At 40.3% G+C, this 18,625-nt stretch carries 20 protein-coding genes; 11 read left to right on the plus strand and 9 right to left on the minus strand.

What is annotated here, in order from left to right; genetic code table 11:
• Positions 1 to 39 precede the first annotated feature (39 nt).
• Positions 40 to 1,263: a cystathionine gamma-synthase family protein gene (locus FL972_RS18950; protein ID WP_144607550.1), complete on the plus strand. Its 1,224-nt coding sequence runs from the start codon at positions 40 to 42 to the stop codon at positions 1,261 to 1,263.
• 15 nt (positions 1,264 to 1,278) lie between these two features.
• On the opposite strand, the gene FL972_RS18955 is transcribed toward FL972_RS18950, so the two are convergent.
• Together FL972_RS18955 and prfA are read right to left on the minus strand one after the other, a co-directional pair.
• Entirely contained in the window at positions 1,279 to 1,803 is a 525-nt protein-coding gene (locus FL972_RS18955) for a GNAT family N-acetyltransferase (protein WP_144607551.1), read from the minus strand.
• Positions 1,804 to 1,887: 84 nt separating this feature from the next.
• Positions 1,888 to 2,964 (minus strand): peptide chain release factor 1, encoded by a 1,077-nt coding sequence (prfA, locus tag FL972_RS18960; protein ID WP_144607552.1) that lies wholly within the window; start codon positions 2,962 to 2,964, stop codon positions 1,888 to 1,890.
• A gap of 242 nt (positions 2,965 to 3,206) precedes the next feature.
• On the opposite strand from prfA, the gene FL972_RS18965 reads away from it, so the two are divergent.
• On the plus strand, positions 3,207 to 3,437 hold the full coding sequence (locus FL972_RS18965) for a Kazal-type serine protease inhibitor family protein (RefSeq protein ID WP_144607553.1): 231 nt from the start codon (positions 3,207 to 3,209) through the stop codon (positions 3,435 to 3,437).
• Positions 3,438 to 3,473: 36 nt separating this feature from the next.
• Here FL972_RS18965 and glmS read toward each other — a convergent pair whose 3' ends face one another.
• From glmS to FL972_RS18980, 3 genes are all read right to left on the minus strand, one after another.
• Positions 3,474 to 5,315, minus strand: coding sequence for a glutamine--fructose-6-phosphate transaminase (isomerizing) (glmS, locus tag FL972_RS18970; RefSeq protein ID WP_091653220.1), 1,842 nt, complete (start codon positions 5,313 to 5,315; stop codon positions 3,474 to 3,476).
• A gap of 121 nt (positions 5,316 to 5,436) precedes the next feature.
• Positions 5,437 to 6,768, minus strand: coding sequence for a DUF4270 family protein (locus FL972_RS18975; protein WP_186300154.1), 1,332 nt, complete (start codon positions 6,766 to 6,768; stop codon positions 5,437 to 5,439).
• Entirely contained in the window at positions 6,758 to 7,570 is an 813-nt protein-coding gene (locus tag FL972_RS18980) for a glycogen/starch synthase (protein ID WP_091653215.1), read from the minus strand. Before FL972_RS18980 ends, FL972_RS18975 begins: the two co-directional genes overlap by 11 nt.
• 126 nt (positions 7,571 to 7,696) lie before the next feature.
• Here FL972_RS18980 and panC point away from each other — a divergent pair, with 126 nt between their 5' ends.
• The 6 genes from panC (at position 7,697) to FL972_RS19010 (ending at position 12,945) form a co-directional block, all read left to right on the plus strand.
• Positions 7,697 to 8,545: a pantoate--beta-alanine ligase gene (panC, locus tag FL972_RS18985; protein WP_144607555.1), complete on the plus strand. Its 849-nt coding sequence runs from the start codon at positions 7,697 to 7,699 to the stop codon at positions 8,543 to 8,545.
• A gap of 25 nt (positions 8,546 to 8,570) precedes the next feature.
• Complete coding sequence (gene panD / locus FL972_RS18990) at positions 8,571 to 8,918, plus strand: aspartate 1-decarboxylase (RefSeq protein WP_091653210.1); 348 nt, start codon at positions 8,571 to 8,573, stop codon at positions 8,916 to 8,918.
• Positions 8,918 to 9,922, plus strand: coding sequence for a lysylphosphatidylglycerol synthase transmembrane domain-containing protein (locus tag FL972_RS18995; RefSeq protein WP_144607556.1), 1,005 nt, complete (start codon positions 8,918 to 8,920; stop codon positions 9,920 to 9,922). The genes panD and FL972_RS18995 overlap by 1 nt, the downstream gene beginning before the upstream one ends.
• A 31-nt stretch (positions 9,923 to 9,953) precedes the next feature.
• Positions 9,954 to 10,643: a zinc metallopeptidase gene (locus tag FL972_RS19000; RefSeq protein ID WP_144607557.1), complete on the plus strand. Its 690-nt coding sequence runs from the start codon at positions 9,954 to 9,956 to the stop codon at positions 10,641 to 10,643.
• A gap of 96 nt (positions 10,644 to 10,739) precedes the next feature.
• Positions 10,740 to 11,879 (plus strand): acyl-CoA dehydrogenase, encoded by a 1,140-nt coding sequence (locus tag FL972_RS19005; protein ID WP_144607558.1) that lies wholly within the window; start codon positions 10,740 to 10,742, stop codon positions 11,877 to 11,879.
• Between the two features lie 139 nt (positions 11,880 to 12,018).
• Positions 12,019 to 12,945, plus strand: a complete 927-nt coding sequence (locus FL972_RS19010; RefSeq protein WP_144607559.1) for a helix-turn-helix domain-containing protein — start codon at positions 12,019 to 12,021, stop codon at positions 12,943 to 12,945.
• Here FL972_RS19010 and FL972_RS19015 read toward each other — a convergent pair.
• The 4 genes from FL972_RS19015 to FL972_RS19030 all read right to left on the minus strand — a co-directional run bounded on the left by FL972_RS19015 (position 12,931) and on the right by FL972_RS19030 (position 15,078).
• Complete coding sequence (locus FL972_RS19015) at positions 12,931 to 13,704, minus strand: geranylgeranylglyceryl/heptaprenylglyceryl phosphate synthase (RefSeq protein WP_250161397.1); 774 nt, start codon at positions 13,702 to 13,704, stop codon at positions 12,931 to 12,933. The two genes, FL972_RS19010 and FL972_RS19015, sit on opposite strands and share 15 nt — an antisense overlap.
• Complete coding sequence (locus FL972_RS19020; protein WP_144607560.1) at positions 13,676 to 14,059, minus strand: hypothetical protein; 384 nt, start codon at positions 14,057 to 14,059, stop codon at positions 13,676 to 13,678. Before FL972_RS19020 ends, FL972_RS19015 begins: the two co-directional genes overlap by 29 nt.
• A complete protein-coding gene (locus FL972_RS19025; protein WP_144607561.1) occupies positions 14,052 to 14,411 on the minus strand; it encodes a phage holin family protein in 360 nt (119 codons plus the stop codon). Before FL972_RS19025 ends, FL972_RS19020 begins: the two co-directional genes overlap by 8 nt.
• A gap of 67 nt (positions 14,412 to 14,478) precedes the next feature.
• Positions 14,479 to 15,078 carry a YkgJ family cysteine cluster protein gene (locus tag FL972_RS19030; protein WP_144607562.1) on the minus strand — a complete coding sequence of 200 codons (600 nt, stop codon included), beginning with the start codon at positions 15,076 to 15,078 and terminating at the stop codon, positions 14,479 to 14,481.
• 171 nt (positions 15,079 to 15,249) lie between these two features.
• On the opposite strand from FL972_RS19030, the gene FL972_RS19035 reads away from it, so the two are divergent.
• The 3 genes from FL972_RS19035 (at position 15,250) to guaB (ending at position 18,601) form a co-directional block, all read left to right on the plus strand.
• Complete coding sequence (locus FL972_RS19035; RefSeq protein ID WP_091653188.1) at positions 15,250 to 15,972, plus strand: LOG family protein; 723 nt, start codon at positions 15,250 to 15,252, stop codon at positions 15,970 to 15,972.
• The gene (locus FL972_RS19040) at positions 15,972 to 16,904 is read left to right on the plus strand and encodes a lytic transglycosylase domain-containing protein (RefSeq protein ID WP_144607563.1); all 933 of its coding nucleotides are present in this window, start codon (positions 15,972 to 15,974) and stop codon (positions 16,902 to 16,904) included. The genes FL972_RS19035 and FL972_RS19040 overlap by 1 nt, the downstream gene beginning before the upstream one ends.
• A gap of 218 nt (positions 16,905 to 17,122) precedes the next feature.
• On the plus strand, positions 17,123 to 18,601 hold the full coding sequence (gene guaB, locus FL972_RS19045; protein ID WP_091653184.1) for an IMP dehydrogenase: 1,479 nt from the start codon (positions 17,123 to 17,125) through the stop codon (positions 18,599 to 18,601).
• The last annotated feature ends 24 nt before the right edge of the window (positions 18,602 to 18,625 follow it).

Below are 18,625 nucleotides of genomic sequence, written 5' to 3' on the forward strand. Positions count from 1 at the left end.
TTTTATGGTGATTTGGGTAAAATATAAACCCAAATACCCATGCACCCAGAAAGTTTAATGATGTCCTATGGATACAAGCCGGAATGGTCTGAGGGAGCAGTCAAATGCCCAATTTTTCAGACGTCCACTTTCGTATTCAAAAGCGCCCAAGAGGGAAAAGAGTTTTTTGAGCTTGCTTATGGCAAGCGGGAAAGAAATGTAGGCGAGCAACCTGGTTTGATTTACTCTCGCCTTAATAATCCGGATTTACAGATTTTGGAAGAAAGACTATCTCTCTGGGATCAAGCGGAAGAGTGTTGCGTTTTTGAGAGCGGCATGTCTGCTATATCTACTGTTTTTCTTGAATTCCTGAGGCCGGGAGATGCCCTGCTTTACAGTATGCCTGTTTATGGCGGAACAGATCACTTTATCAACAAAGTTTTACCAGAATATGGGATCAAAGGAATCGGATTTACGGAGAATGAGACAGAAGATGAACTTTTGGCGAAAGCAAAAGGGCATCAAGTCAAAATGGTATATGTAGAATCTCCCGCCAATCCTACCAACTCTCTCTTTGACTTGGAGCTATGCAGCAAAGTAGCAAAGCAATTAGGAGACAAAGAATCTCCCGCTCAGCTTGTAGTGGATAATACTTATATGGGACCATTGTGGCAACACCCACTTCAGCACGGAGCGGATTTGGTTGTTTATTCCGCTACCAAATATATCGGTGGGCACTCTGATCTGATAGCCGGAGCGGTATTGGGAAATGCCAAGCTGATGAAAAGAGTCAGAACCCTTCGGACATTTTTGGGAAATATGGCCGGACCTTGGACAGGTTGGTTATTGATGAGAAGTTTGGAAACTCTAAAGGTTCGAATGACTCAGCAGGCTGAAAATGCCCGAAATGTGGCAGATTTTTTGAAAGCTCATCCAAAAGTGGAAAAAGTATATTTCCTTGGGCATTTACAAGAAGGAGACCCGCAATACGATATTTATAAGAAACAGCTTAGCTGTGCCGGGGCGATGGTTTCTTTCGATATTAAAGGAGGAGAAAAAGAGGCCTTTGGTTTTCTGGATAATCTCAAATTATTCAAACTGGCCGTTTCCCTAGGGAGTACGGAGTCCTTAGCACAGCATCCGGCTACTATGACTCATTCGGATGTAAGTGATGCAGACCGAAAAATGTTGGGAATATCAGAAAAGTTGGTTCGCCTTTCCATAGGAGTGGAGCATTATGAAGACTTGGTTGCCGACGTCAGCCAGGCTCTAGAGCAGGTTTAAGAAAAAAGGCGAGGATTATTCCTCGCCTCTTATTTTTACATATTGAAATAAGTCGCCGACTACTCCTCGTTTAATAAATGCTTTTTTCAAAATTGCCTCAGGAATATAGCCTGCTTTTTCAAGCACATTCATAGATTCCCCGTTGAAATCATATACTTGAGCATAAACTCGCTGAATGTCGAATTTGTCAAACAGGTGCTTGGTAAATAAACGCACAGCCTCCGTAGCAATTCCTTTTCGCCAAAAAGGTTCACCAACCCAGAAACCTAATTCCATATTGGTTCTCAATTCATCCTTCCCTCTTTCACAGCCGATTGCTCCTGCTAGTTTTCCTTGAAACTCTATAGCAAAATTCTGAGGGGGATTAAACTTTTGATTGTGTTCGATCCAATGCCGGGCATCGTGAATGGTATAAGGCTGAGGAAAACTATCCCTCAGATTCATGGCTATTTTTGGGTTGTTGGCAAGAGGATATAGCTGATGGAAATGGGCCTCATTCCATGTCACTAGGTTGATATCTCTTTCTCCGGCAATGATCATAAGAACTTTTCAGTTATTTCTTCAAGATACTAGTCAAAAATCACATTCTGCAATATTCATTCAACAATTATGCAAAAGGAAAAATTATTCCTCCAAACCCGAGCTCTGCATCTTCTCCAAGTTTTCTGCAAAGCGTAAAGCGGAGATAAATTCCTCAATGTGACCGTCCATTACCTCGGGTAGATTGTATACGGTTTTGTTGATTCTGTGATCCGTCACTCGTGATTGTGGATAATTATAGGTTCTGATTTTATCCGATCTATCTCCACTGCCAACCATAGATTTTCTTTGAGCTCCAACAGACTCATTGTGTTTTGCCAGCTCAATTTCATACAATCTCGAACGAAGTACCTTCAATGCTTTCTCGAAGTTCTTGATTTGAGACTTTTCGTCCTGACATGTCACAACCAATCCTGTAGGATTGTGAGTTAGTCTTACGGCAGAATAAGTGGTGTTGACAGATTGTCCTCCAGGCCCGGATGAGCAATAAGTATCTTTTCTGATATCATTCATGTCCAAGTGTACCTCCACTTCGTCCATTTCAGGTAGAACTGCCACTGAAGCTGCTGAAGTATGAACTCTCCCTTGAGATTCGGTAGCTGGAACTCGCTGAACTCTATGAACTCCCGATTCATATTTCATCATTCCATATACATCTGCACCGGAAATGGTAGCGATAATTTCCTTGTATCCACCTGCTGATCCAAAAGTTAAATCCAAAACAGTAAGCTTCCAATTCTGCATTTCGCAGAAACGCTCATACATTCTAAATAAATCTCCAGCAAAAATTGCGGCTTCATCCCCACCGGTTCCTCCTCTAATTTCAAGAATACAGTCTTTGGAATCATTGGGATCCTTGGGGATGAGTAATTGCTTCAATTCATTTTCAAGCTCTTCTTTTCTTTCCTTTAACTCCTCCAACTCAGCCTTGGCCATATCTCGAAAGTCAGGATCTTTTTCTTTATCCAGAATTTCCTTAGAACTCGAAATATTTTGAAGGACTAGATTATACTCATCGTATACAGCTACAATTTTTTCAAGGTCTTTATATTCCTTGGTTAGCTTGGCATACTTACTCATGTCCGCCATGGATTCAGGCAACACGATCAGTTGACCCACTTCTTCAAACCGTTCTTTTATTGATTGTAATTTGTCCAGCATACTATTTTATTCGCAAGGCAAAATTAAGGATTTATCTTTAGTTGCTGATTCCTTTCCTTATAATTGTATTTGTATCGTTTCGATTTGATTTTTCGTCTCCTGCATTGATATTATTATTGAAATTATGAAATGCCCATGAGGAAAAATCTCACACAACTTGTCCCGTCCGCCGCGGCGGATCGGGAGGGGGATGATTATCCTGGGCATTCCATCTGACCACTGAAAAAACAAATTATAAACAGATGAAACGATTATCCTTTATATCAGCGATTTGCGTTCTCCTCTTTTCAGCATTTCAATGCGATGAAGAGCTTCCACCTGATTGTTATGATTCAAGGTTAGTCAAGGATACTGCAGCTTGCTACCAAATCTATGCACCTGTATGTGGGTGTAATGGGATTACCTATGGCAATGATTGTGAGGCTAGGTCCAGAGGGATTACTTCCTTTACCCAAGGTACTTGTGGGGATTAAAAAAGTAAAGGCCTTCAGAAATGAAGGCCTTGGATATTATTCAACTGTCACTGATTTTGCGAGGTTTCTAGGTTGGTCTACATTACAGCCTCTCATCACTGCGATGTGATAGGATAGCAATTGAAGAGGAATTACTGAAACCAATGGAGCAAAAGCTTCGTGAGTTTCCGGTATCTCTATGACGTGATCAGCCATACTTTTCACCTGAGTATCTCCTTCAGTCACTACTGCAATTACTTTTCCTTTTCTTGCTTTCACTTCCTGAATGTTACTTACCACTTTCTCATAAGAACTATCCTGAGTAGCGATAAAGATTACTGGCATCTCCTCATCAATCAAGGCAATAGGACCATGCTTCATTTCCGCTGCAGGATAACCTTCCGCATGGATATAAGAGATTTCCTTCAGTTTCAAAGCGCCCTCCAAGGCTACAGGAAAGTTGTAACCTCTTCCCAGATAAAGTGCATTTCTCACGTCCTTGTATTCGGAAGCGATATATTCGATTTGCTTATTTGTCTGCAAAGCTTTTTCCACTTTGGATGGAATAGCCGCAAGTTCATGCAGCAACTGGATGTAACGACTTTCCGGAAGCGTTCCTCTTTGGTAACCTAACTTCAAAGCCATCATAGCCAAAACTGAGATTTGGGCCGTAAATGCTTTTGTTGAAGCTACTCCGATTTCTGGTCCCGCGTGAGTATAGGATCCGGCATGGGTTGTTCTTGGGATAGAAGAACCCACCACATTACAAACACCAAATATGGTTGCTCCCTTTGACTTTGCCAGTTCAATAGCAGCTAAGGTATCTGCGGTTTCTCCTGATTGAGAAATTGCGATTACAAAGTCTTTATCATTGATGACTGGGTTTCTGTATCTGAATTCAGATGCATATTCTACTTCTACAGGAACTCTGGCAAATTCTTCGAACAAATACTCAGCAACCAAGCCTGCATGCCAGGATGTACCGCAAGCCGTGATGATAATCCGCTCAGCATTTTGGAATTTGTTCATGTAATCACGTAGACCACCTAAAACCAATCTTCCGGATTTTGCATCCAATCTTCCTCTCAAACAGTCAGCGATGGATTTGGGCTGCTCATAGATCTCCTTCAACATGAAGTGATCATAGCCTCCCTTTTCAATCGCTTCCAATTCCATCTCCAATTGATTGATGTATGGATTGGTCTCTACGTTTTCTATGGTTTTTACCTGAAGCCTATTATTACGGATTACAGCTATTTCGTAATCATCCAAATAAACCACCTTGTTGGTATACTCAATAATAGGGGTTGCATCGGAGGCCAGGAAATACTCATCTTCTCCAACACCGATAACCAAAGGAGAACCTTTTCTAGCTGCAATGAGGGTATCAGGCTCTTCTTTGTTGATCAGAACGATAGCATAAGCGCCTACCACCTTGTGCAGTGCCAGCCGCAATGCTTCTTCTAAAGAGCATTTATTATGAAGCTGAATGTCCTCAATGAATTTGATGAATACCTCAGTATCAGTTTCTGAATGAAACTTATATCCTTTCTGAATCAAGTCTTTCTTTAGGACCTCATAATTCTCAATAATCCCATTGTGGATCATTGCTAGTTTTTCGGAAGAAGAATAATGAGGGTGAGCATTTACATCATTAGGTTCACCGTGAGTAGCCCATCTTGTATGACCGATTCCAATATTGGATTTGATATCACCATTGGACTCCAAGTGTTTTTCCAACTCAGAGACCTTTCCTTTCTTTTTATAAATACTAAGGCCATTATGATCCAGCAAAGCAACGCCTGCACTATCGTATCCTCTATACTCTAATCTTCTTAGACCTTTGATAATAATGGGAAGAGCTTCTTGCTGCCCCACATATGCTACAATTCCACACATATTGAAAAATTCTTTTTGTTTTCTAGAACTTGCACAAAGAAACAGCTTTCATGCCAAAAAAAAGAATCCACTTTCTTAAAATTTGAAAGTGGACTCTTTTAGCTTCTTAAAAAGCAGTTTTTTATTTGATTTTTGAATAGATGGCTTTGACTTTGATTCTGTTCTTATTGACAATAAATTGTCTGAAAGATCTTTTAAAGTCATCTCCATTTGTTTCTGGAGAGTTACCGTACAATAACCAGTCTTTTCTTTGAAGCTGATTTCTGTATAATGCGTTGGTATAAGAAGTAATTAACATACTGTACACCTTATCATTTGAGTTGTATCGGCCTATTGCTGGTGCCCTTACAGCAGGCTCCTCATTACCTTCTGAAATCAACTCTATCTGAGGTTGACCATCCCTTTGAACTGTCAATGGCTGCTTATCACTTGCCCGGCTTAATCGCTCGTTAGTTCCATCTGTAAAGTAGCTTACAAAAAAAGAAGGAGGGTTTTGACCAGTTGGAACTTCATTTATTTCTCCTAAAACAAATTCTACTTGCTGGAAAATAGCCCCATTTAAAGTGTCTAAGAAATTATCAAACGGAGCTGTATTAACTTTCATGGCAATCCCGAGATTCGCTTTAAGCCCAACTAAATCTCCGGTATTGTAAGCTTTACCAGGTTCAGTAATTATCGATGTTGGAGTACCATTTCTGTCACTTTTTACTCCATTAAAACTCCTAGACGAGGAAGTATTGATTTCGTAAACTTGAGATAACGTATCTCCCTGATAATGGTAATAAATATCGAATTTGGTTTCAAACCCAAGGTTTACTCCAATAGTCGTATTCTGACCTTCCCCAGATTTGACTGCAATTCCTGGAAAGTATCTTCTAAAACTGAAAATATCATTGAATTCTGTTCCCCTTTTTAATTTTCCAAATAAATCCTCAGCGAAATCTTGATCTACTGGAAATGTTAAGGTTGTATCTTTTGTTTCACCAAAATTTACACTAGAAAAGGCCAATGGCTGTTCCTCAAATCGTAATTCGTTGAAATTATAATAGGAGGTGTCTAAAATTGGCTCTGCCAGCCTATGAATACTAAAGTATTTTGGTTGATCTAAGTTCCGACCATTAACACTAACCACATCCAAACGGAAAAAAATAGAGTCCAAAATGGCTTCGCTTTTTGGTCTTTCCGCTCTGGAATCGAAATACATTCTCGAGTATCCAATTCCTGTGGTTTTTCCAAAATATGGATCAACTTCTTCACCAACTACCAATAATCCTTGATTGGTGGTGTTAAAAGAGTCCAATAACACAACTTCCGCAGGTAGATCGAATTCAGCGAAAAAAACACCCACTTGGTTGTTTCCCGGAGCTAATTCGAGTCCTACGGAAGCTGGATCGGAACAAGAACTAATTAGAATTGTAAATAGTAATCCCAAGCAGGCTAATTTAGCCCGCAAGATTTGTGTATATGCCGTAAAGCTCTTCGTGAGCTTGTTCTTCTTCGTCAATGCTGATTTCAAACTTCTTATCTTTTGAGAAATCTTCTATTAATTGAGTTAATTCGTCAGAAACTTCTCCGCCCTTCACTACTAAATCGGCATATTCCATACCCATACGAATAAAGCCTTCGAAGTCTTTGCTTTCCAAAGGTGCTAAAATAGTGTCATCAATGTCCACCATCTTAACCTTGTTTAACAAATCATCGCCAAAGGTATGAGAAAATCCGTTGTTGTAGATAGCAAAAACTGATTTAGTGTCTTTGAATAATGGCTCATTCTTGTAAGTCGTCTTCAAATACATTGGAATCAAGGAAGTCATCCAGTCATTGCAATGTACAATATCTGGTGCCCATCCCAATTTCTTGACAGTTTCGATTACTCCCTTACAGAAGAAAATGGCTCTCTCGTCATTGTCTTCATAGAATTTTTGCTGCTTGTCATGGAATACGCTCTTTCGCTGGAAGTAGTCCTCATTATCGATGAAGTAAACCTGAAGCTTAGCATTCGGAATGGAGGCTACCTTGATCACCAACGGCTTTTCTTCTTCACCAACAGCAATGTTAATTCCAGAAAGTCTTACAACTTCATGAAGTCTGTTTTTTCGCTCATTGATCAATCCAAACCGAGGTACCAAAATACGGATTTCCATACCACGCTCTTGCATGGCTTGAGGAAGTGTTCGTAGGAAATTGGCTACTTCTGAAGTCTGGAGAAAAGGGTTGATTTCACTGGCAACGTAGAGGATACGTAATTTAGACATGCTATATATTTTTTATGTAAAGTGATAAACAACGGCACAAATATAATAAAAAAAGCCTGAAATGCCTTGTTTTTCTGGATATTAATCTAGTTTTGCCTCTATTTACCCAAAAGTATCCCCTATCCCGTGCAGGTATTCCGTACAGGGGCCGATTGGAACAAAATCAGGCTCCAATTCATTCAATCAAATAAATCCATAGGTCTCGTGCCGACAATGGGTGCCCTGCATCAAGGGCATTTGGATTTAGTAAAAAAATGTGGAGCTCAGGCAGATTGTACAGTAGTTTCCATTTTCGTCAATCCTACTCAGTTCAATAATCAGGAAGACTTCGAAAAATACCCTTCCAGTGTAAAGGAGGACCTCGACCTTTTGGAATCAGCAGGAGTCCATTATGTGTTTTTACCAGAAGTTGGCACGATGTACCCCAGTTCTCCGGTGCTCAAATTAAATTTTGGCCACCTTGAAAGGATTTTAGAGGGGGCCTTTCGCCCAGGACATTTTAATGGAGTTGGAGTGATTGTGTCCAAGCTGTTTCACATCATTCGTCCCGATCTTGCCTTTTTTGGTCAAAAAGATTTACAGCAAGTGGCAATCATTCAAACCTTGGTGAGAGACCTTTCTTTTCCTATTGAAATAATTGTAGTGCCTACCAGAAGAGAAGAGGATGGACTTGCCATGTCTTCAAGAAATAGACGCTTATCTGATCTGGAGAGAAAAACAGCCTTAATCATTTTTGAAAGTTTATCGGTAGCGGCGAAGGAACTGAAAGAAGGCAAGGAGTGGTTAGTTGTACAAGAACAAATCTTCCGACAGTTTCAAGAACAAGAATCCGTGAAACTCGAGTATTTCGAATTGGTAGAAAGAGAGGCTTTTGAAATAAAAAAGCAGTTTGACCCACATCAAAAAATGGCAATTTGTGCTGCCGCTTATGTGGGAGAAATTCGATTGATCGATAACCTCATAATTAATTCTTAATTTTGCGGCCGGAAAAACTAAGCCAATGCAAATTCAAATCATGAAGTCAAAAATCCACCGGGTGAAAATCACTCAGGCGGAATTGCACTATGTCGGTTCAATTACCATCGACGAAGACTTGATGGATGCGGCCAATCTCATTGAAAACGAAAAAGTCCAAATCGTCAATGTTAATAATGGAGAAAGGCTGGAAACTTATGTGATCAAAGGGGAAAGAGGAAGTGGACAGATCTGCCTCAATGGTCCTGCAGCAAGAAAAGCTGCTGTTGGAGATATAGTCATCATTATCAGCTATGCAGGAATGGACTTTGAAGAAGCGAAGAAATTTAAACCAGTGGTGATTTTTCCAGATGATCAAAACCGATTGATCTGATGTTACACCCTAGAATCAAACAAACAATCCAGATTTTGATCTCTTTGGCGATCGCAGTCTGGATTTTTTGGTTTTTGTATAAGGACATTGAGTTCAATAGCCTGGTGGAACAGATTTTTTCCAGTAATTGGGCTTGGATAGGTTTATCATTAGCCATTGCTTTGGGAGGTTATGCTTTGAGAGGCTGGAGGTGGACACTGCTCATTCAAGAAAATGAAGGAAAAAAAGTAACTCTTTCCGACGCCTATCATGCCGTAATGGTCGGCTATCTGGCCAATATGATTGTTCCGAGAGCCGGAGAAGTAGCACGATGCGGGGTCCTATCCCGAACCAATGGGATTTCCATTGGTCATCTTTTAGGGACGGTCATCTTAGAGCGATCTATAGACCTATTATTTTTGATTGCTACTATTCTATTGGCTTTTTTGGTGGAAAATGAGCTTTTCTTGAATCTAGCTGGTCAATTGGTAGACCTGGATAACTTAGGAGCTAAACTAGTTCAAAACCTTCCTTTGCTGCTGGGCGGAATTTTGGTTTTCTGTTTGGTCATTTATTTCATTCTAAGACGTTTTCGAGACAACGGATTTATACAAAAGATCCAGCACTTTCTTCGAGAATTGTATTCAGGCATAAAAGGAATCTCGACTCTAAAAAATCCCATGGGTTTTTGGTTGAGCTCTGTAGTCATTTGGTTGATTTATTTTTTAACCATGTATACAGTTGCATTAGGGATTCAAAGTACTGCCAATTTGTCCAGCGGCGAAGTGCTCCTAGTCATGGTAATGGGAAGTATTGGCATGGTTGCACCGGTTCAAGGGGGTATAGGAACCTTTCATGCATTGGTGGCCTTTATTTTGATACAGTTGGGAATATCAGAAGTAGACGGGAAAATCTTTGCAGCCATTATTCATGGCACACAGGTAATTTTGGTTTTGGTGGCCGGCTTAATTAGCTGGGTCATTATGATTCAAAAACCAGCTTGGATAAAACCTGACAAAAGCTAACTTCGTATTCATTTCTGCAAACAAAAAAATTATGTTACTGATATTAATTGTAGTCGTATTTGCAATCGCTGGCTTTGTAGTCAGCAGCAAGCTGAAAAGCAAGTTTAAAAAGTATTCTCAGACTGCTCTGGAGGCCAACCTTTCGGGTGCTGAGATCGCCAAACTTATGTTGGCAGATCATAATATTCATGATGTTCAGGTGGTTTCTGTTGAGGGGCAATTGACAGACCACTATAACCCTATGAATAGAACAGTAAACTTGAGTCCTGATGTATATTATGGAAGAAATGCCGCCGCAGCTGCTGTTTCAGCTCACGAATGTGGACACGCAGTACAGCATGCTACCTCTTACACCTGGCTCACACTTAGATCCAAGCTTGTTCCTTTGCAGAATATTTCCGGAAAGATTCTTAACGTAGTCTTAATTGCCTCTTTGTTCGGTGGATTTGCCTTAGGTCTGCCCTATCAATTCATCGGATATATTGTAGTAGGTGCTTATGGTGTCATGACCTTATTCACCTTGGTTACCCTTCCTGTTGAATTTGACGCATCTAACCGAGCTCTGGCATGGGTTCAAAACCGAAACATCGTCACCCGAACTGAATATGCCATGTCTAAAGACGCATTGAAATGGGCTGCCATGACTTATGTGGTTGCTGCTCTTGCATCATTAGCTACTTTAGCTTACTACATATTTATTTTCTTTGGCAATCGGGATTGATTCAAATCAAAATAAAATTCGGAAAGGGGCAACATTTTGCCCCTTTTCTTTTTTTACTATAAATTCCGCAAACGAAAATAAACCCGATAAATAAAAATGAATTTTCAACTGACAGAAGAGCACCTAGCAGTGCAGGAGGCGGCAAGAGAATTTGCAAATACTGAACTTTTGCCTGGGGTAATAGAAAGAGATACTGAAGCTAAGTTTCCAACTGAGCAAATCAAAAAAATGAGCGAGCTTGGATTTATGGGAATGATGGTGGACCCAAAATATAACGGTGGGGGAATGGATACCATTGCTTATGTCCTAGCTATGGAAGAGTTGTCAAAAATCGATGCCTCTGCTTCAGTCTCTATGTCAGTAAACAATTCTTTGGTGTGCTGGGGTTTGGAAAAGTACGGGACAGAAGAACAAAAAGAAAAATACCTGAAGAAACTAGCTACGGGCGAAGTTTTAGGTGCATTCTGCCTTTCCGAACCGGAAGCAGGTTCAGATGCTACTTCTCAAAGAACAGAAGCCACTAAAGAGGGTGATTATTATATTCTAAACGGAACCAAAAACTGGATTACAAACGGTTCTTCTGCAAGTGTTTATTTGGTTATTGCCCAAACAGACGCCAGCAAGGGACATAAAGGGATCTCGGTATTCATCGTGGAAAAAGGATGGGAAGGATTTGTAATTGGGAAGAAAGAGGACAAACTCGGAATCAGAGGAAGTGATACCCACTCATTGATGTTTACGGATGTGAAAGTTCCTGCTTCCAATAGAATTGGGGAGGAAGGATTTGGGTTCAATTTTGCCATGGAAACCTTAAATGGAGGTAGAATTGGAATCGCTGCTCAGGCATTAGGAATCGCTGCCGGAGCCTATGAGATGTCTGTAGCATATTCCAAGGAAAGAAAAGCTTTTGGGAAGCCAATTAGTCAGCATCAAGCCATACAGTTCAAATTGGCTGATATGGCTACTCAGATTGAGGCTGCCCGAATGCTCGTATACAAAGCGGCTTGGTTAAAAGATCAGGGCGAAGATTATGCACATGCATCCGCTATGGCCAAACTATATGCATCTGAGGTTGCCATGAATGTAACAGTGGAAGCTGTACAAGTTCATGGAGGGTACGGTTATGTGAAAGAATATCATGTAGAAAGGCTGATGAGAGATGCTAAAATTACCCAGATATATGAGGGGACCTCAGAAATTCAAAAAATAGTCATATCTCGAGGACTGCTTAAATAGTCTTCTTTTTACTTTTTGAAGGGCGCAATTGAATATAATTGCGCCTTTTTTAATTTATTTTAACGGATCCTGTAAAAATATTCGTTTTTTTAAATGGAAAAATTATATTTTTGTATCTCAATTTTTCTGCAATAAAATCATGGAATATTACAACAAGGTCATCGAATCGGTAAATGTAAGGTTTTTAAGGGGAAACAATTTTCAGATTGAAAAGCCCATTTCTATAGCCGACCACAAGGAATTTGACAATATGCTCATCTTGCTTCATCACGGAAGCTTGAAGTTTGGAGAGGATCAGGAAATACTCAATGAAGGCGAAGTTCTTTTTCTTCCAGGAGAAAAAAAGACCTCGCTGACTTTTGGTGGAGGATCCAAAAAGGCTGAGGTATCAATGGACAATTTCCTGGAAAACAAAAAGAAGTATCTTCAGAGTATCAGTTTTAAGGATATTCGCAATGTTCAGGAAGACTGTGTTTCGATTGTTAGCTTTGAATCCAAGGTTTTCGATGTTGTAAACTTTTTCAATTCCTTAGATATTCCTGCTTTCATTATACGATTCAATGATAGAATAGGAATGTTGATCGAAGATATCATGAAGGAGCTGGAGCAAAGCAGTGTAGGAAAAGAGAGAACTTTAAGAGCCTTAACAGAGGTGTTGGTGATTGAGCTGTTGAGACATATTCTGAAAAATCGTTTGTTCCTGGAAGAGCTTTCTACCAATGTTACCTATTTCAAAGACCCGAGGTTGATTGAGTTGTTCAAATTCATCAAATCAAACCTAGGTGGAGATTTATCCAATAAAGTATTGGCTCAGGTGGCCAATGTCTCAGAAGACTATGTGGGCCAATATTTCAAAATGCTGACAGGAATCAATCCTCAGGATTACATAGAATACCAAAGAATGGAAGCAGCAGTTGACTTATTGAGAACAACCAAAAAATCCATTCGGGACATTGGAAAGGAAGTTGGGTACAAAGATACTGCTTACTTCTGTAGACGATTTAAGATGATGTATGGAGTTCCTGCAGGAAAAATGAGACGCAGAGAATCTTTAATTAACGTGTAAACTTTGATTATACCAATCTTTAAAAGAAAGGACCTCTGTTAGAAAATGGGGGTCCTTTTCTATTTGGTTTCCGATGACAATGACATCTGCTCCGGCTTCAAATCCCAAATGAATTTTCTGAAGGTTATCTAATCCACCTCCGACAATGAGTGGGCCCTTCAAATATTTTTTGACTTCCTGAATTACTTCCGTAGCTACCGAAGAGGCAGCACCACTTCCAGCATCCAAAAAGCACAGATCCATTCCCATAAACTTACCTGCCAAGGCAGTCTTCACTACTTCTTTGATTGATTTATTCAAAATCGGAAGTGTATTCGATTCCCTGTGAACACTTTTGAGCTCTCCATCATTGACTAAGAGATAAGCTGTTGGAAGTACTTCTAAATCGGAATGGTAAATGGATTCTGCAGCAGCAATTTGTTGGGAGATCAGAAATTCCGGATTTCTTCCGGATAGTAGGCTTAAAAATAAAATGCCATCAGCATGATTGGAGACCTGCACCTTGGAACCAGGAAAAATCAGCACAGGGATATTACCCGCAGCATTTTTTATTTCAAAGACAATTTCATCGAAGTTTTTTTCCCGGTATTTACTTCCTCCAATAAAAATAAAATCAAGCTGAGAGTCTCTGATTGATTTTATATGCGGGATAAGATTTTTGTCAAATTTGGCAGGATCAATCAGCCAGGCAATTCCTTTCTGTTTTTTTTCAAAAAGTCTGTGGAAACTCTTAGAAAGAGCCTTCTTCTTCCTTCCCATCAGCCTTTTCCTTTGTAAATAAGTCTTTGAAATATTTTTCCTTAGCCAAAGCCAGACCTAATATCAACAATCTTTGACTCATGCTAGGCCAGAAACTGGATTTTTTTGTTTTGGTCAATTTTTCTTCCAAATCCTTATCCAACAGGCCTTCCCGCTCCAATACCTCAAGGGCTTTTTGGGTCTTTTTATTCTTTTTCTTTCTAGTGGCTTTCACAATCGCGTAAGCAAGTAGGCCCCCAGCCAGTACGGCTCCGCCTACTTTCAACCAATCCTCGGAATCTCGTTTGAGAAGGTCTAGCTGTTTTTGAAGCGTTTGCTCCAATTCTTCAGCTTGTTTTTCCAATTCATTACTCATCTTTCTTTTTGAGTTTGATTTTGCTAAAAATAAAATTCCTTAAACCTCCCTGCACTTTGGATTGAATGCCTATGGAGTAGCGTCCCAAATACAATGCAACCAAGAGAATCAGATAAAACAGACCAACTAATAAGAAACCAATAAAAGGAGACTCAAATTTTGTGCTGAGATAAAAAGCCAATGACAAACTGAAAAACAAAAGTACTAATAGCGTCAGGCCACCAAGTACCACCAAAAGAATGGTCCGGGATATGATTCCAAGAAATTCTTCTTGAACTTCCTGCTTCACCATATTGACCCTGGTTTCGATCAAACTTTTGACAGTTTGTACTATTTCAGATACTTTGAGCATGCCTATTATTAAAAATGTAATTTTTATTAAGAACACTAATATAATTTAATTGCGACGAGCAAAAAAATCATACTTCCTCAGCTCTCTCCCCTTCTTCGTAAAATTTAAATCTCAAAACAAGTTCTAAGGCTCTTCGAATCGCCTCATTGACAGGATAATGGTCACAAAGAGATTCGTCGATATCCCGTAGCTGAGTGTAGTAGGCTGTTGCCATGGGAATATGCAGATTCTCGTTGATCAATAAATTAACTTCCTGGAATCGATCAACTTGGGATTCTTTGATGGGTTTACAGATAATCAATTCCTTTTGTCCTGTTTTAGTTCTTCTCGCAGAGCTGGCAAATACTCTACAAATCATGCCTCTGTTCTGATAATTGCCACAAAAACCCTTACTTCCATCCTCGTTTTGTGGACGGTAGAGAATGCAGTTTCCACCATTTTCTTGAGTTTCCAGAAGGCGAAGGCTTGCTTCAGCAACGCCCTTTTCATGAAGGTCTAAGGCTAGAGGTAAAAATTCTAAAATAGAGGCTGGGATCTTTGGGTTTGCACAGCAAAAGCCACAACCCGAAATACAAGAAAGTCCACTCTCTGTGGCAAATTGTTTGGACTCTGTCTCAAGCTCAGCAAATAATTGCTGTACCAAGAGGGATTTTTCTGCTAAATTCAAGCGTTATTTAATTTCACGCAAAAGTAAGCGTAAACAAGCCGGTATGATTCCCGTCAGGTAATATTTTTTATTACTGAAAATCAATTGCTTAGGGTTTCTGCTTCTTTTTTGCGGGGGTTTTGGCCGACTATTTCGGTGTGTCATCGTTTTCTTACTAAAAGTAAATATGTTATGAGCAATCTAGAGGATAAGCAGCAAGAAGATAAAATCAGAAAAGCATTTAAAGAACGCGATTGGAGCGAGATCAAAAGCGCGGATTCTTGGGCAATTTTTAAAGTAATGTCTGAATTTGTGGAGGGCTTTGAAAAGCTTGCCAAAATAGGACCTTGCGTGTCAATTTTTGGTTCGGCAAGGACTCCAAGAGATCATAGCCACTACAAAATGGCAGAGGACATTGCTGCCAAACTGGTACGCCATGGATACGGGGTGATCACAGGAGGTGGCCCGGGTATCATGGAAGCTGGTAATAAAGGAGCCCATTCTGAAGGAGGTAAATCAGTGGGTTTGAACATTGTTTTGCCTTTCGAGCAATTTAACAACATTTACATTGACCGGGATAAGCTGATCACCTTTGATTACTTTTTTGTGAGAAAAGTAATGTTTATTCGGTATTCACAAGGATTTGTGGTTCTACCGGGAGGATTTGGAACCATGGATGAGCTTTTCGAAGCCCTTACCTTAATTCAAACAAATAAAATTGGACGCTTCCCTATCGTACTTGTCGGAAAAGATTATTGGGAAGGACTGGTAGACTGGATCAAAAAAACTCTTTTGAGTCATAAGTATATCAATGAAGAGGATTTGGACCTTTTTTCAGTAGTGGAAGATGCTACTGAAGCAGTCCGCGTAATTGATGATTTCTACAGCAAGTATCTATTGAGTCCCAACTTTTAATGAAGAGCTACCACCTTATTATCATCTATGGATTATTGTTCACCTGTCTGATTGGAATAGCTGTTATCTGGAAAAGTACGGATGGCTCAGTTCCACAAGACACAGAAGAAGCTTTGATTCCGATGAGTCTGCCAACCTTACCGGCAGACTCTGTGCGAATCTTTGAAATACCCAAGGAATTGAGTTTTGCAGGTGAGAAAGTTCCTTTAGAAATCCAGGATGTGTATGAAAGGTTGGAGAGGGAAATTTATGTCAATGCCTATTGGCAATCCAATATGGTATTGTTGATGAAGAGATCAGGAAAATACCTGGATGAAATCAGCCAAATATTGAAAGAAAATGGGATTCCTGATGATTTCAAATACCTCGCAATAGCAGAATCTGCGTTGATGAATGCTACCTCTTCTGCAGGAGCTAAAGGATTCTGGCAATTCATGGAAGATACCGCTAAAGAGTATGGCTTGGAGGTAAGCAGAGATGTGGATGAGCGCTATCATTGGCAAAAATCAACTGTTGCAGCAGCGAAATACTTGAATAAAGCCCATCAGAAATTTGGGAATTGGACCGCCGTGGCAGCAAGCTATAACATGGGACAAAGTGGTCTTTCCCGCCGTCAGAACGAGCAATTACAGGAAGGTTATTACGACCTATTGCTCAATGATGAAACGAGTAGATACATTTTCAGAATTCTTGCCTTTAAAGTCATCTTTGAAAACCCCAAGAAATATGGATTCGGATTGAGGAGGGAAGATTACTATACCAATCCTAAATTAAAATCCATCACTGTATCTGATGATATTAAAAATCTCGCAGAGTGGGCCAAACAACAAGGCTCTTCCTACAAAGAGTTAAAGCTCTACAATCCATGGCTTAGAGATCGAGACCTAAATGTCAGAAGAGGGAATTCCTATGAAGTCTTACTTCCGGAGTAAATATCTATTTCAATGATTTGAACTAAAGAAATTCGGGAAGCATTGATGCTAGAGAAAGCTTTCTGTAAAGCCTGAAAAGCCTACTTTCTTCAAGAAAATTCTAAAAAAGACTTAAGAAACCTGAGATTTCAAAAGATTTTTTTCTCAAGGTTATTCAGACAAAAGTTTTGTTTGTATCTTTGACGGGCAAATAGGGTTACCTACAACCGATATTTGCTATGAATCGAAACTCCGATAAATTTCTCTTCGAAGCACTCACTTACGATGACGTGCTCTTAGTCCCAGGGTATTCAGAAGTTCTTCCTCGCGAGACCAACACTTCTACCCAACTCACCAAAAAAATCAGATTAAACATTCCTCTTGTCTCTGCTGCTATGGACACAGTGACTGAGGCCGAACTCGCCATTGCTATCGCTTTGGAAGGAGGTTTAGGCTTCATTCATAAAAACATGTCTATTGAGAAGCAAGCCGCTCAAGTGAGAAAGGTGAAGCGTTCTCAGGCAGGTATGATCTTGGATCCTATCACGCTTCATATCGATGCAAAAGTGAGGGACGCTGAAAATATCATGCGTGAATTTCACATTGGAGGTATTCCTGTTGTCGATGAAGATCGCGTATTAAAAGGGATCATTACCAACCGTGATTTAAGATTTATCAAAGATCCGAACAGACCGATCCGGGAAATCATGACCATTGATAATCTGATCACAGCCAAAGCAGGCGTCTCTTTGGAGCAGGCAGAGGAAATCCTTCAAGAATATAAAATCGAAAAGCTTCCAATCGTTGATGAGGAAGACAAACTTACCGGCCTGATCACTTACAAGGATATCCTGAAAAGAAAGGATAAGCCAAATGCTTGTAAAGACGAGTATGGACGCTTGAGAGTAGGTGCTGCTGTAGGTGTTACTGCAGACATTGTTGAAAGAGTGGAGGCATTGAAAGCTGCCGGAGTTGACGTAGTATCCATCGATACAGCTCATGGACATTCCAAGGGTGTGATTGAAACCTGCAAAAAGATTAAAACAGCATTCCCTGATTTAGAAGTGATTGTTGGAAATATTGCAACTCCTGAAGCGGCTCTTGCACTTGCAGATGCTGGTGCAGATGCCGTGAAAGTTGGGGTGGGTCCAGGTTCAATTTGTACTACCCGGGTGATTGCAGGAGTTGGAGTTCCACAACTTTCGGCCGTTTATGAATGTGCGCAAGCATTGAAAGACAAGGGTGTTCCTGTAATTGCTGATGGTGGTATAAGATATTCCGGGGACTTGGTTAAAGCGGTTGCAGCTGGAGGTAGCTCTATCATGATCGGTTCATTATTGGCCGGGACAGAAGAAGCACCAGGCGAAATGATCATTTTTGAAGGAAGAAAGTTCAAGTCTTATCGTGGAATGGGTTCATTGGAAGCTATGGAGTCAGGCTCCAAGGACAGATATTTCCAGGATGCAGAAGATAATATTAAAAAGCTGGTTCCGGAAGGAATCGTAGGTCGCGTACCTTACAAAGGCTTGGTTTCTGAAGTCTTATATCAATTAGTAGGAGGCTTGCAGGCAGGAATGGGATATTGTGGTACAAAAACCATTGAAGACCTACAGCGAGACGGGAAGTTTGTGAAGATCACCGCAGCTGGAGTAAAAGAGTCCCACCCGCATGATGTGAGTGTGACTAGAGAAGCTCCTAATTATAGCTTTAAATCATAAAAAATTGGCCGGGATTGATCCCGG

This window comes from Algoriphagus algorifonticola, from assembly GCF_007655305.1.
GTDB lineage: Bacteria > Bacteroidota > Bacteroidia > Cytophagales > Cyclobacteriaceae > Algoriphagus > Algoriphagus algorifonticola.

What these genes read in the sequence shown, in the direction of transcription:
- FL972_RS19000 (WP_144607557.1), top strand. Translation starts at nt 9,954, where the DNA reads ATGTTACTGATATTAATTGTAGTCGTATTTGCAATCGCTGGCTTTGTA.
- FL972_RS19020 (WP_144607560.1), bottom strand. Translation starts at nt 14,059, where the DNA reads ATGAGTAATGAATTGGAAAAACAAGCTGAAGAATTGGAGCAAACGCTT.
- prfA (WP_144607552.1), bottom strand. Translation starts at nt 2,964, where the DNA reads ATGCTGGACAAATTACAATCAATAAAAGAACGGTTTGAAGAAGTGGGT.
- FL972_RS18965 (WP_144607553.1), top strand. Translation starts at nt 3,207, where the DNA reads ATGAAACGATTATCCTTTATATCAGCGATTTGCGTTCTCCTCTTTTCA.
- FL972_RS19010 (WP_144607559.1), top strand. Translation starts at nt 12,019, where the DNA reads ATGGAATATTACAACAAGGTCATCGAATCGGTAAATGTAAGGTTTTTA.
- guaB (WP_091653184.1), top strand. Translation starts at nt 17,123, where the DNA reads ATGAATCGAAACTCCGATAAATTTCTCTTCGAAGCACTCACTTACGAT.
- FL972_RS18980 (WP_091653215.1), bottom strand. Translation starts at nt 7,570, where the DNA reads ATGTCTAAATTACGTATCCTCTACGTTGCCAGTGAAATCAACCCTTTT.
- panD (WP_091653210.1), top strand. Translation starts at nt 8,571, where the DNA reads ATGCAAATTCAAATCATGAAGTCAAAAATCCACCGGGTGAAAATCACT.
- FL972_RS18955 (WP_144607551.1), bottom strand. Translation starts at nt 1,803, where the DNA reads ATGATCATTGCCGGAGAAAGAGATATCAACCTAGTGACATGGAATGAG.
- glmS (WP_091653220.1), bottom strand. Translation starts at nt 5,315, where the DNA reads ATGTGTGGAATTGTAGCATATGTGGGGCAGCAAGAAGCTCTTCCCATT.
- FL972_RS19040 (WP_144607563.1), top strand. Translation starts at nt 15,972, where the DNA reads ATGAAGAGCTACCACCTTATTATCATCTATGGATTATTGTTCACCTGT.
- FL972_RS19035 (WP_091653188.1), top strand. Translation starts at nt 15,250, where the DNA reads ATGAGCAATCTAGAGGATAAGCAGCAAGAAGATAAAATCAGAAAAGCA.
- FL972_RS18950 (WP_144607550.1), top strand. Translation starts at nt 40, where the DNA reads ATGCACCCAGAAAGTTTAATGATGTCCTATGGATACAAGCCGGAATGG.
- FL972_RS19015 (WP_250161397.1), bottom strand. Translation starts at nt 13,704, where the DNA reads ATGGGAAGGAAGAAGAAGGCTCTTTCTAAGAGTTTCCACAGACTTTTT.
- FL972_RS19025 (WP_144607561.1), bottom strand. Translation starts at nt 14,411, where the DNA reads ATGCTCAAAGTATCTGAAATAGTACAAACTGTCAAAAGTTTGATCGAA.
- FL972_RS18995 (WP_144607556.1), top strand. Translation starts at nt 8,918, where the DNA reads ATGTTACACCCTAGAATCAAACAAACAATCCAGATTTTGATCTCTTTG.
- FL972_RS19005 (WP_144607558.1), top strand. Translation starts at nt 10,740, where the DNA reads ATGAATTTTCAACTGACAGAAGAGCACCTAGCAGTGCAGGAGGCGGCA.